The organism is Micromonospora sp. NPDC005324 (assembly GCF_040607155.1).
GTDB lineage: Bacteria > Actinomycetota > Actinomycetes > Mycobacteriales > Micromonosporaceae > Micromonospora > Micromonospora trifolii.
On the sequence record NZ_JBEXGE010000045.1, the window covers coordinates 51,942 to 64,196 of the forward strand.

The following is a 12,255-nucleotide window of genomic DNA, read 5'->3' on the forward strand; positions in this document are numbered from 1 at the left end:
GCTGAGTCAACGCCCGGCCTGGGACGGTTCAATGCGTTCTCGCGGTACGAGTATCCGCACCAAGGTTGTCGCCCTGCTGCTCTCCCTGGTCGCGCTCTGGATGTTCGCGGCATGGGTGACCCTGCGTGACGGCTTCAACCTGCTCGGTGTCCAGCTGATCACCACCAAGGTCTACGAGCCGAGCGAACCGCTGCTGCAGGAACTCCAGGTGGAGCGGCGGTTGACCCAGGCGTACCTGAGCAACCCCGAGGCCGCGCAGCGAACGGCGCTCGAGGCCGAGCAGCGCAAGACCTCGGAGCTGGCCGCCGCCTTCGCCGACTCGGTGCGCAACTGGCAGGTCGACGTTGCCGGTAGCTCCGCCCTGGACAACCAGCTCCGTATGACCATCGCCCAGGTCAACACGTTGAAGCAGACCCGCGCCGAGGTGCTGGAACGCAAGATCGACCGAGTCGCCGCCGCCGAGGCGTACACCGACGCGATCGAGTCGATCTTCCAGGTCTACGACGTGACAGGCAGCTTGGACGACAAGCAGATCGCCGGCGAGGCGGCGGCCCTGATCCAGCTCAACCGGATGAAGGAGCTGATCTCGCAGGAGGACGCGCTGCTCAGTGGCCTCTTCGGCAACGGTCGGATGAGCGGCGCCGAGTATGCCCGCTTTGTCGCTCTGGTCGGCTCGGAGCGGTTCGTCGGTGAAGAGACCCGGGTTCGGCTCGCCGACGCCGACCAGCGCAGTTACCAGCAGCTCGTCGAGAGCGAGGCGTTCACCCGACTGCGCGTCGTACAGGACAGCATCATCCGCGAGGGCCGGCCGTCGACCCAGCTACCGGTCGGCGCCGAGCAGTGGCGCGGCACCGTGGAACCCGCGCTGGCCGAGGTGAACGACGTCGTGCTCTCCGGTGGTGAGGGCATCGTGGACCGGGCCACCGGCGTCGCCGTGATGGTCGTCGTCCGGTTGGTGCTCGCCACCGGTCTGGGCCTGCTCGCCGTCATCGCCTCCGTCGTCGTCTCCATCACCACCGCACGGAACCTGCTGCGCCAGCTGGAGCGGCTGCGGCAGGCCGCCTGGCAGCTCGCCGACGAGCGGCTGCCCCGGGTGGTGGAGCGGCTCGGGCGCGGCGAGGAGGTCGACGTGGCCACCGAGGCGCCCCCACTGGAGTTCGGCACCGACGAGATCGGTCAGGTCGGCCAGGCGTTCAACGCGGTTCAGGAGACCGCGCTGCGCACCGCCGTCGAGCAGGCCGACCTGCGTCGCAACGTACGCGAGGTCTTCCTGAGCCTGGCCCGACGCACGCAGGCTCTCGTCCACCGCCAGCTCACGCTGCTCGACGCGATGGAGCGTCGCGAGCACGACGCGGAGGAGCTGGAGGACCTGTTCCGGGTCGACCACCTGGCCACCCGGATGCGGCGCAACGCGGAAAACCTGATCGTGCTCTCCGGCTCCACCCCCGGTCGGGCCTGGCGGCGCAACGTCCCGATGGTCGACGTGGTGCGCGGCGCCGTGGCCGAGGTGGAGGACTACACCCGGGTCAACGTGCTGCCGCTCGGGCCGGTCTCGCTCGCCGGCCGCGCGGTCGGCGACGTCATCCACCTGCTCGCCGAGCTGATCGAGAACGGCCTGTCGTTCTCCCCACCACACACGACCGTGGAGATCCGCGGCCAGCTGGTCTCCAACGGGTTCGCCATCGAGATCGAGGACCGGGGCCTCGGCATGAGCGAGGAGGACCTGGCCGCGGCGAACCACCGCATCGTCGACCAGTCCGAGCTGAACCTCGCCAACGCCGCCCGCTTGGGGCTCTACGTGGTGAGCCGGCTGACCGAACGGCACGGCGTGCGGGTACGGCTCAAGGAGTCCGCGTACGGCGGCACCACCGCCGTCGTGCTGATCCCGCTGGAGCTGGTCACCGAGGCTGTCGCCTCCCCGGAGGACTCCGGCGCGTTCCGGGCCGGCTCGGCCATCCCGCTGCCGTCGGCGCCCGCCACGGACAGCGGCCGCCCGGCGTCCCTCGCGCAGGTGGCGCTCGCCGCACCGACGACCACCGCGCCGGAGGTGGCGGTGACCTCGGCGGTGCCGATGCCGGCCGACACCACAGCACCGACGACGGACGAGGAGGCCGCGGCGGCCACCGTTCTCCCCACCCGACAGCGGACCACCCCGGCAACCGGCACCCCCGACCTGCCCACCCGCGCCCGGCGCGGCCCGGCCCAGCCAGCCCTGGAAGCCCCGACCGTGCCCACCGGCGTGCCCGCCGTCGACCGCACCCGCCCGGAAACCCTCGACGGAGAGCTGGCCCCGGCCGGCGACGGTGGCCCGCTGCCCGCCCGCGCCGAGGCGGAACGGACCGATGCCGGCCTGCCCGTCCGGGTCCGACAGGCGAACATCGTTCCCGAGTTGCGAGACGACCCGGCGGTGTCCGAGACCGATGAAGAGGATGTGGTGCGCCCACCGGAGCAGGTTCGCCGGATGATGAGCTCCTACCAGACCGGCACCCGGCGTGGGCGGACCGACGCGGCTCGGCTGCTCGGCGGCGCCTCCGGCACCCCGGCGGCGACGCCGTCCGAGCCGACCGACGAGGATCCACAAGCGACCTGACCGAGCACCGAGGACGCGGGTTTCCGCGCGGTGTGACGGGCAAGCCCCAGACGAACACGGCGCACAGCCGGGCGAGAAGAGGACGACGAAGTGACCCAGAAGACGGCTTCGAGCGCCGACCTGACGTGGTTGCTGGATGACCTGGTGGGCCGGGTGAAGCAGGCCGAGCACGCTGTCGCGCTCTCCACCGACGGCCTCTTGATGGCCTCCTCCCAGGGGTTGAACCGGGACGACGGCGAGCACCTCGCAGCGATGGCGGCCGGCATCCAGAGCCTCGCCCGAGGCGCCGGCAAGCGTTTCGGTGGCGGGCAGGTGCAGCAGACCATCATCGAGATGCAGTCGTCGTTCCTGTTCGTCACCGCGGCCGGCCGCAACGCCTGCCTGGCGGTACTGGCCAGCGAGGACGCCGACGTCGGCCTGATCGCCTACGAGATGGCGATGCTGGTCACCCGCGTCGGCAAGTACGTCGCATCGCCGTCGCGCGGCACTGATCAGCAGGTCGGCGAGAGGTAGCGGCGATGACGGTCCAGGGGGAGTCGGCAGACCATCAGTGGGTGGATGACCACGCGGGTCCGGTGGTGCGTCCGTACGCGGTGACGCGTGGTCGGGCCCGCCCGGTCACCGGCACTTTCGACCTGATCTCCCTGGTCACGGCGACCCAAGCCGAGGTCACGCCCGAGGTCGGTCTCGGTCCTGAGCATTTGGCGATCGTCGGGCTGTGTCAACGCATACAGTCCGTCGCCGAGATCGCCGCCCATCTCGACCTGCCGGTGGGCACCATCCGGGTGCTTCTCGGTGATCTGGCGGCCCGCAGCCTGGTGCAGGTCCGCGAGCCGCAGACCACGGCCGGTCTTCCCGACAACAGCATCTTCGAGGCGGTAATCAATGGACTACGGGCACTCTGACCGGCCGGCGGGAGCGACGCCACTGCCCACCGCGATCAAGATCCTGGTCGCGGGCGGCTTCGGCGTGGGCAAGACGACAATGGTTGGCGCGGTCAGCGAAACCCGGCCGTTGCGCACCGAGGAGGTGCTGACGGAGTCGGGGGTCGGCATCGACGACCTGTCCGGGGTGGAGGGCAAGACCACCACCACAGTGGCCATGGACTTCGGCCGGATCACCATCAGCGACGACCTGGTGCTGTACCTGTTCGGCACGCCGGGGCAGGACCGGTTCTGGTTCGTCTGGGACGAGTTGGCGTTGGGGGCGATCGGCGCTGTGGTGCTGGCCGACACCCGCCGGCTCGCCGACTGCTTCCCCTCGATCGACTACTTCGAGGGTCGGGGGACGCCCTTCGTGGTGGCGGTGAACTGCTTCCAGGACGCCCGGAAGTACCGGCTCGACGAGGTGCAGGCCGCGCTGAACCTGGACCCGGGTGTGCCGGTGCTGCTCTGCGACGCCCGGCAGCGCGAGTCCAGCAAGGAGGTGCTCGTCACGCTGATGGAGCACGCCATGAAGACCCGCGAGGCCCGCCGCCGCGCTGCCAGCGGAGACTGACCGAAGTTTTTCGGGGGAGGGTGTCCGGAACGCTGCCGGCCGATCGTCATGCTGGCGACACCCCGAGAAACCAGGGAGCGACCAGATGAAGTACATGATGTTCGTTTGCAGCGACACCGAGCCGGACACCGACCCCACCGAGCTGCCCGACATCCACAAGTGGGTGGCGGAGAACGACTCCCGTGGCCGCCGCCTGACCGGCAACGTGTTCGCGTCGACCAGCGCGGCCACCACCGTCCGTGTTCGTGACGGTGAGCTTCTCGTCTCCGAGGGGCCGTTCGCGGAGACCGCCGAGGTGATCGTGGGCTTCGACCTGCTCGACTGCGCCGACCTGGACGAGGCGATCGAGGTGGCCCGCACCCACCCGATGGCCCGCGAAGGGCGACTGGAACTGCGTCCGTTCGCGGACCTGTCCGACTGACCGAGTTGTCCACCTCGCAGAGCCGGCCGGTGCGTACCCAGGTGCCGGCCGGCGCGGTGGCGGCGGAGGCCGTCGCGGCTGCCAGCGTCGAGGCGTACCCCCGGATCGTCGCGACACTGATCCGGGTGACCGGGGACTGGTCTTTGGCCGAGGACTGCGCCCAGGAGTCGTTGACCGTCGCGCTGGAGCGTTGGCCCGCCGACGGTGTGCCGGCCAACCCGGGGGGCTGGCTCATGACGGTGGCGCGCAACCGGGCGATCGACGTGCTGCGCCGGGCCACCGTCGAGCGGCGCAAGCTGCACGACCTGGCGTTGCTCGCGCCGGACGACGCGCAGCCCGAGCCCGAGGTGGGGCAGGACATGGTGGACGACCGGTTGCGGCTCATCTTCACCTGCTGCCATCCGGCGCTCGCGATCGAAGCCCGAGTGGCGTTGACGCTGCGAACCGTCTGCGGCGTGCCGACCGCCGACATCGCCCGCCTCCTGCTGGTCAGCGAGTCGACGATGACCCGCCGGCTGACCCGGGCCCGCACCCGCATCGCCGAGGCCGGCATCCCGTACCGGGTGCCGAGCGGGTCGCCGTTGACCGAGCGGCTGCCCGGCGTCCTCGCCGTGCTGTACCTGCTGTTCACCCGGGGCTACGTCGCCGACGGCGAACCGGCCTTCGCCGACGAGGCGGTCCGGCTGGCCCGGCTGCTCGACCGGCTGATGCCCGGCCAGTCCGAGGTCGCCGCGCTGCTGGCGCTGTTGCTGTTCCAACACTCCCGGCGGGACGCCCGCCGCGACGCCGCCGGCAACCTGCTCACCCTGGAGCGGCAGGACCGCGACCGGTGGGACCGCACCGCCGTCGCCGAGGGCCTGACCGCCCTCGATCGGGTACGCCACGACGGGCCGTACGCCTGGCAGGCCCGGATCGCCGCCTGCCACGCCACCGCCGCCTCGGCCGACGACACCGACTGGCCGACGATCGCCCACGCCTACGACGCCCTGCTCGGCATCCGGCCGTCGCCGGTGGTCGCGCTGAACCGCGCGGTCGCGCACGGCTACGCGTACGGGCCGGCCGCCGGGTTGGACCTGCTCGACGCGGCGCGTGCGGGGGGAGGGCTGGACGGCTACCCGCTCACGGCGGCGGTGGAAGCCGATCTGGTGGCCCGGCAGGGTGACCGACTGCGCGCCGCCATCCTGTTCCGGCGGGCGGCGGCGACGGTCGGCTCGGCCGCCGAGCGCCGCGCCCTGCTCAAGCGTGCCGACGACCTCGCCGATAGCTAGCGGAGCGGCCGCACGCCACCAGGAGCGGTACGTCGGTCATCTGGACCGGCACTGCCTCGCCGATCATGGAGTTCTGGTGGGCAACAAAGCCCCCCGTTAACTGCCAAACCAGGCACCACAACTCCATGATCGACGGGCCGGGTCCGTCCGCGCTCCGCGATCTTGCATCGTCTGTCTCGACCGTAGGGCCGCATGCTCGACCGGGGGGAGGGGTCAGCCGCGCTTGGCCAACGCGAGGAACCGGGTCCAGGCCGTCGGGTCGAAGGCGAGCGCTGGACCGGCCGGTTCTTTCGAGTCACGTACGCCGATGACGCCGGCGAGGTTGTCGGCCACCTCGACGCAGTTTCCGCCGTTGTTTCCACTCTTGCTGCTCTTGCGCCACCGAGCGCCGGTCAGGTCCATGATGCCGCCGCTTCTCTGATGAGGTTGAGGGACTGCGCCCGCGACAGGGCTCCGTCGCGAATGCGCTCCCACCGTCGATCCAGGCTAGCAAGGTCGGCGGTCTTGTCGATGAGCTGCGCCTGCGCCTGGCTGTCGACGTGCGCGACCCGCCCCCCGTCCGGCATTTCGGCCACTGTGAACGGCCCACCGAGGCCCGGATACATGCCGACGTCGGCGGGCACGACGAACAGCGACACGTTCGGCAGGGCAGCCTGCTCGGCCAGCCGCTCGCACTGCTCGCGCATCATGGCTCGGTCACCGTCGAGGGTGCGCCGGAGGATTCCCTCGTCGAGGACCGCGACGATGCGCAGGGGGCGTTCCCGGCGCAGGATGGCCTGCCGGCTCAGCCGCGCCTCGGCGAGGTCGTCGGCCTCGGCCGGAGTCAGCGCCTCACCGACAAGCGTGGCCAGCGCGTACGCCTTCGTTTGAAGAAGGCCGGGTATCCACGCGAACTCGAACCATCGCAGCGATACCGCCTCGCGCTCGATCTCGGCCCAGGGTCGGAACCAGGCAGGCGTTCTGCGCTTCAGCGCGTCCGGCCACAGCTCGTCGACGTTTCGACCGAGCAGCTCGGCGACCCGCGCGCGATGACGCGTCTGCGGAATCCGTCCCGTGCTCGCCCACTTGGCGGCCGTCTTAGGATCGACACCAATCTGAGCAGCGAGACTGTCCGCTGTGTGGCCCCGCTCGGCCATCGCCGCCTGTACTGCTCGATTCATCTCCAGGCCCTCCAGAACGTTCCTGACGTCGGAAGGAAATACTTCTACGCAGTGTGATCGCTTGGCAACCCTCGGCAGTGTGCTGGGTGGACAGCATCGACGAGGGAGCACCGGATGCCCGAGGACAGTTCCTGCAACCGCCCACATCGGCCGGCAATCGACCGGGCCAGGCGGCCTCGCCCCGTGCGAACGTCGCCGGCCCACCCGGAACCCGGCACCCTCCGTACCGTGGTCCCGGTCGCGCGGCGAACGTCGTACCCGAATCACGCTGGCGGTCGCGGTGCGGCCCGCCGGTCGCGCACACCGCCGATGGCCCACTGTGGACGTGTGACGCCTGCGGTCAGGACTGGCCCTGCCCGGCGCTGCGAGCGACCCCGACGGACGCCGCCCGGCGGGCGACCCTGATCCCCGAGTTCTCCCGGATCACCCGCCGGGCGATCCGCGACCTGCGCGGCCAGCCGGGCGGACCCGATCCGGTCGCCATCGTCCGCCGTTTCCTCTGGTTCCTGCCCCTCACCGACGAGGAGGCCCGCGCGGTCGCGCTGCGGCTGCGCTGAGCGTCACCCCTGCAGCGCACCCCTGTCGGCGTACTCGGCGACCGATATGGTGGCCGCATGGCCTTGCCGTTCGTCGTTACTCTGCGCGGTTACGACATGCGTCAGGTCGAGAGTCTCTTCGCTGAGGTCGATGGGGCTCTGGCCGCTGACAGCGCTGTGTTGCGGGATGCCGCGCGGGACGCGCTTCGGGCGACCACTCTGCGGCGGCGGATACGGGGTTACGCTTCCCGGGACGTGGATGCGGCGATAGCCCAGCGGCTGGCGGCGCTCGCGCTCCCGGGCACCCGGAGCGGACCGGCGCAACCACCTGCCATCACACCGTTGCCGTTCGTGGTTACTCTGCGCGGTTATGACATGCGTCAGGTCGAGAGTCTCTTCGCTGAGGTCGACGGGGCTCTGGCCGCTGACAGCGCTGTGTTGCGGGCCGGCGCGCGAGACGCCCTTCGGACGGCCACCCTGCGGCGGCGGTTACGGGGTTACGCGCGCCGCGCCGTGGATGACGCGGTAGCCGAGCGACTACGGGTGCTCTGACCGCGATTCTTCCTCTGCTTGGACGGCGAAGGCCGCCCCCGCCGGAGCGGGAGCGGCCCTCGACCAGCCGTACGTCAGTTGGCGATCATGCGGCGCAGCACGTACTGCAGGATGCCGCCGTGCCGGTAGTAGTCCGCCTCACCGGGGGTGTCGATCCGCACCACGGCGTCGAACTCGACGCCGGTGTCGGTGCTGACCAGAACGGTGCGCGGGACCTCACCGTCGTTGAGGGCGGTCACCCCGGTGATGGTGAACGTCTCGGTGCCGGTCAGGCCGAGCGACTCGGCGGTGACGTCCACCGGGAACTGGAGCGGCAGCACGCCCATCCCGATGAGGTTGGAGCGGTGGATCCGCTCGTACGACTCGGCGATGACCGCCCGGACGCCCAGCAGCATCGTGCCCTTGGCCGCCCAGTCCCGGGACGAGCCCGAGCCGTACTCCTTGCCGGCCAGCACGACCAGCGGGATGCCGGCCTCCTGGTAGGCCACCGAGGCGTCGTAGATCGAGGTCTGCTCGCCGGTGAGGTGGTTGACGGTGAAGCCGCCCTCCACCCCCGGCACCAGCTGGTTGCGCAGCCGGATGTTGGCGAAGGTGCCCCGGATCATCACCTCGTGGTTACCCCGGCGGGAACCGTACGAGTTGAACTCGTGGCGCGGCACGCCGTGCTCGGCCAGGTAGGAGCCGGCCGGGGAGTCCGCCTTGATCGCGCCAGCCGGCGAGATGTGGTCGGTGGTCACCGAGTCGCCCAGCTTGGCCAGCACCCGGGCCGCGGAGATGTCGACGACCGGGCTCGGCTCCTGCTGCATGCCCTCGAAGTACGGGGGCTTGCGCACGTAGGTGGAGTCGCTTTCCCAGGCGAAGGTGTCGCCGGTCGGGGTCGGCAGCGACTGCCAGCGCTCGTCGCCGGTGAAGACATCGGCGTACGCGGCGCTGAACCCGGTGGCGCCGATCGCCTGGGCGATGACGTCCTGGATCTCGGCGCTGTTCGGCCAGATCTCGCGCAGGTAGACCGGGTTGCCCTCGGAGTCCTCACCGATCGGCTCGTTGGCCAGGTCGATGTCCATCGTGCCGGCCAGGGCGTAGGCGACCACCAGCGGCGGCGACGCCAGGTAGTTCATCTTGACGTCCGGGTTGATCCGGCCCTCGAAGTTCCGGTTGCCCGAGAGCACCGAGACCACCGACAGATCGTGCTCGTTGACCGCGGCGGACACCTCCTCGGGCAGCGGGCCCGAGTTGCCGATGCAGGTGGTGCAGCCGTAGCCGACCAGGTTGAAGCCGAGCTTGTCCAGGTACGGGGTGAGGCCGGCCCGCTCGTAGTAGTCCATGACGACCTTCGACCCGGGCGCCAGGGTGGTCTTCACCCACGGCTTGCGGGTCAGGCCCTTCTCCACCGCGTTGCGGGCCAGCAGCGCGGCACCGATCATCACCTGCGGGTTGGACGTGTTGGTGCAGGAGGTGATCGCGGCGATCACCACGGCGCCGTGGTCCAACTCGTATTCGACGCCGTCAGCGCCGGTGACCTGGATCGGGTGGCTGGCCCGGCCGCCCGCGCCAACCGCAGCGGTCTCCAGGTCACGCGGCTCGTCGGCGGGGTCGCTGAACTCGTTGGCCGGCGGGTCGCTGGCCGGGAAGGACTCGGCGCTGGCCTCGTCGGCCGGGCCGTTGGCGCCGCGCGGCAGCTCCTCGCGGGGCACACCCGGCTTGAGGTCACGCTCACCGACGGAGTCGTCGGCCACGTAGTCGGTCAACGCGGAGCGGAACAGCGTCTTCGCGGCGCCCAGCGGCACCCGGTCCTGCGGGCGCTTCGGGCCGGCGAGCGACGGCTCGATGGTGCCGAGGTCCAGCTCCAGGCGCTCGGAGTACTCCGGCTCGTGGTTCGGGTCGTGCCAGAGGCCCTGCTCCTTGGCGTACGCCTCGACGAGCGCGACCTGCGCGGCGTCGCGGCCGGTCAGCTCCAGGTAGCGAATCGTCTCCGCGTCGATCGGGAAGATCGCCACGGTGGAGCCGTACTCCGGGGACATGTTGCCGATGGTGGCCCGGTTGGCCAGCGGCACGGCGCTCACGCCGGGGCCGTAGAACTCGACGAACTTGCCGACCACACCGTGCTTGCGCAGCATCTCGGTGATGGTCAGCACCAGGTCGGTGGCGGTGGTGCCGGCCGGCATCTCACCGGAGAGCTTGAAGCCCACGACCCGGGGGATCAGCATGCTGACCGGCTGGCCGAGCATCGCGGCCTCGGCCTCGATGCCGCCGACACCCCAGCCCAGCACGCCCAGGCCGTTGACCATGGTGGTGTGCGAGTCGGTGCCGACCACCGTGTCCGGGTACGCCTGGCCGTTGCGCTCCATGATCGTGCGGGCCAGGTACTCGATGTTGACCTGGTGCACGATGCCGGTGCCCGGCGGGACGACCTTGAACTCGTTGAACGCGGTCTGACCCCAGCGCAGGAACTGGTAGCGCTCCTTGTTGCGCTCGTACTCCAGCTCGACGTTGCGGGCGAACGCGTCCTCGCGGCCGAACAGGTCGGCGATGACCGAGTGGTCGATGACCAACTCGGCCGGGGCGAGGGGGTTGACCTTGCTGGCGTCGCCGCCCAGGTCACGCACGGCCTCGCGCATGGTGGCCAGGTCGACCACGCAGGGCACGCCGGTGAAGTCCTGCATCAGGACCCGCGCAGGGGTGAACTGGATCTCCACGCTCGGGGCGGCGGTGGAGTCCCACTCGCCGAGCTGGCGGATGTGGTCGGCGGTGATGTTCGCGCCGTCCTCGGTCCGCAGCAGGTTCTCCAGCAGGATCTTCAGGCTGTACGGCAACCGGGCTTGGCCGTCCACCTTGTCGATCTTGAAAATCTCGTAGCTCGCGTCTCCGACGCGTAGCTGGGTCTTCGCACCGAAGGTGTCGAGGCTCGCCACGTCGTACTCCTTCACACCAGCGACCGTGAGTAGTCCTGAGCAGTCTGTCGCACCGGTCGGGGTGCCGCCGAGGTTAGGTGACACTTACCGCCCGATTCCGCTTCCAACAAAACCGTACGTCCGTCTTGCTATCTGCGCAACCTGGCGTCACCGGTTGGGTGGCCAACGAGAGCGCGGCGTCATCGGGTCGGCGGGGTAGGGTCGGGGCCGATTCGGAAGGGGTGCCGAGTGATCGACGTTCAGCACTGGCTCTCGGCGCTGCCTCCGGGCGTGGTCTACCTGATCGTCGCCGGAGTGATCGGCGTGGAGAGCATGGGCGTCCCGCTGCCCGGCGAGATCGTCCTGGTCAGCTCCGCCCTGCTCGCCGCCACCGGTGTGGTGGAGCCGGAGTGGGTGGCCAGCGCGGCGGCGTTCGGCGCCATCGTCGGCGACTCCGTCGGGTACGCCGTCGGCCGACGCGGCGGTCGTCCGCTGCTCGCCCGGCTGGGCAGACGGTTCCCCAAGCACCTCGGCCCGGCGCAGCTCGCCCGCGCCGAACAGAGCTTCGCTCGGCACGGCGTATGGGCGGTCTTCTTCGGTCGGTTCGTGGCACTGCTGCGGATCCTGGCCGGGCCGCTCGCCGGGGCGCTGCACGTGCCGTACCGCCGCTTCCTGGTGGCCAACGCGGCCGGCGGGTTGGTCTGGGCCTTCGGCACGACGTACCTGCTCTACTCGGTTGGCCGGGCCGCCGAACACTGGCTGAAGGACATCTCCTGGGCCGGGTTGGTCCTCGCGGTCCTCGCCGGGCTCGGCAGCACCTGGTGGCTGCGCCGACGCGCGCACCGCGTCACGTCGGCCGACGGCGCCGCCGACGTGGAGGCGGCCGAGGTGCCTCCCGGCGGTCGGTCCACTGCGGCGTCCGGCGTCGATTCGTTCCGGACGGGCAACGAACACTGACCTGGGCATGCCGAAGGGCCGGGCCCCGTGGTGGGGTCCGGCCCTTCGGTCGTGTGTGGGTGCGGGTTAGCTGGTGGCGTAGCCGCGGGTGGCGATCCAGTCGGCGAGGTGTTCGACGCTGATCTGGTAGGCGGCTTGGGTGGGGTCGGCGGAGTCGGCGATGGTGGCGGTGTTGCCGTTGTCGTGGTAGCCGACGACGCTGATGTAGTGCCCGCCCTCGTAGGAGTGGCTCACGCCGTTGGTGTCGGTGCTGGTGCCGGCGATGTTGGCGACCACGGCGCGGCCGTTGTCGATGGTCGTGACGATGTCGGCGCGCAGGGTGTCGGTCTGCTTGGCGTCGGCGTCGGGGCTGCTGATTTCCACGGATCGGTAGGCGTTGGTCT

At 70.6% G+C, this 12,255-nt stretch carries 13 protein-coding genes; 9 read left to right on the forward strand and 4 right to left on the reverse strand.

The window, feature by feature from the left end:
• Positions 1-31 precede the first annotated feature (31 nt).
• The 6 genes from ABZS40_RS31830 (at position 32) to ABZS40_RS31855 (ending at position 5,776) form a co-directional block, all read left to right on the forward strand.
• Complete coding sequence (locus tag ABZS40_RS31830; protein ID WP_354947705.1) at positions 32-2,590, forward strand: nitrate- and nitrite sensing domain-containing protein; 2,559 nt, start codon at positions 32-34, stop codon at positions 2,588-2,590.
• A 90-nt stretch (positions 2,591-2,680) separates the two neighbouring features.
• On the forward strand, positions 2,681-3,103 hold the full coding sequence (locus ABZS40_RS31835; RefSeq protein ID WP_238681720.1) for a roadblock/LC7 domain-containing protein: 423 nt from the start codon (positions 2,681-2,683) through the stop codon (positions 3,101-3,103).
• 5 nt (positions 3,104-3,108) lie between these two features.
• A complete protein-coding gene (locus ABZS40_RS31840; RefSeq protein WP_238681702.1) occupies positions 3,109-3,495 on the forward strand; it encodes a DUF742 domain-containing protein in 387 nt (128 codons plus the stop codon).
• Complete coding sequence (locus ABZS40_RS31845) at positions 3,476-4,087, forward strand: ATP/GTP-binding protein (protein ID WP_196924375.1); 612 nt, start codon at positions 3,476-3,478, stop codon at positions 4,085-4,087. Before ABZS40_RS31840 ends, ABZS40_RS31845 begins: the two co-directional genes overlap by 20 nt.
• 85 nt (positions 4,088-4,172) lie before the next feature.
• On the forward strand, positions 4,173-4,508 hold the full coding sequence (locus ABZS40_RS31850) for a YciI family protein (protein ID WP_238681700.1): 336 nt from the start codon (positions 4,173-4,175) through the stop codon (positions 4,506-4,508).
• Positions 4,509-4,513: 5 nt separating this feature from the next.
• Positions 4,514-5,776: a sigma-70 family RNA polymerase sigma factor gene (locus tag ABZS40_RS31855; RefSeq protein ID WP_354947708.1), complete on the forward strand. Its 1,263-nt coding sequence runs from the start codon at positions 4,514-4,516 to the stop codon at positions 5,774-5,776.
• 213 nt (positions 5,777-5,989) lie between these two features.
• Here ABZS40_RS31855 and ABZS40_RS31860 read toward each other — a convergent pair whose 3' ends face one another.
• Positions 5,990-6,178: a DUF397 domain-containing protein gene (locus tag ABZS40_RS31860; RefSeq protein WP_354947710.1), complete on the reverse strand. Its 189-nt coding sequence runs from the start codon at positions 6,176-6,178 to the stop codon at positions 5,990-5,992.
• Positions 6,169-6,936: a DUF5753 domain-containing protein gene (locus ABZS40_RS31865; protein ID WP_354947712.1), complete on the reverse strand. Its 768-nt coding sequence runs from the start codon at positions 6,934-6,936 to the stop codon at positions 6,169-6,171. The genes ABZS40_RS31860 and ABZS40_RS31865 overlap by 10 nt, the downstream gene beginning before the upstream one ends.
• 86 nt (positions 6,937-7,022) lie before the next feature.
• On the opposite strand from ABZS40_RS31865, the gene ABZS40_RS31870 reads away from it, so the two are divergent.
• Positions 7,023-7,493 (forward strand): hypothetical protein, encoded by a 471-nt coding sequence (locus ABZS40_RS31870; protein ID WP_354947714.1) that lies wholly within the window; start codon positions 7,023-7,025, stop codon positions 7,491-7,493.
• A 57-nt stretch (positions 7,494-7,550) separates the two neighbouring features.
• Positions 7,551-8,024 (forward strand): hypothetical protein, encoded by a 474-nt coding sequence (locus tag ABZS40_RS31875; protein ID WP_354947716.1) that lies wholly within the window; start codon positions 7,551-7,553, stop codon positions 8,022-8,024.
• Between the two features lie 74 nt (positions 8,025-8,098).
• Here the strand turns inward: ABZS40_RS31875 and ABZS40_RS31880 are convergent, their stop codons facing one another.
• Complete coding sequence (locus ABZS40_RS31880; protein WP_354947718.1) at positions 8,099-10,951, reverse strand: aconitate hydratase; 2,853 nt, start codon at positions 10,949-10,951, stop codon at positions 8,099-8,101.
• Between the two features lie 213 nt (positions 10,952-11,164).
• Here ABZS40_RS31880 and ABZS40_RS31885 point away from each other — a divergent pair, with 213 nt between their 5' ends.
• Positions 11,165-11,872 carry a DedA family protein gene (locus tag ABZS40_RS31885; RefSeq protein ID WP_354947720.1) on the forward strand — a complete coding sequence of 236 codons (708 nt, stop codon included), beginning with the start codon at positions 11,165-11,167 and terminating at the stop codon, positions 11,870-11,872.
• Positions 11,873-11,938: 66 nt separating this feature from the next.
• On the opposite strand, the gene ABZS40_RS31890 is transcribed toward ABZS40_RS31885, so the two are convergent.
• The coding region (locus ABZS40_RS31890; protein ID WP_354947722.1) for a C39 family peptidase at positions 11,939-12,255 on the reverse strand (317 nt) is incomplete at its 5' end.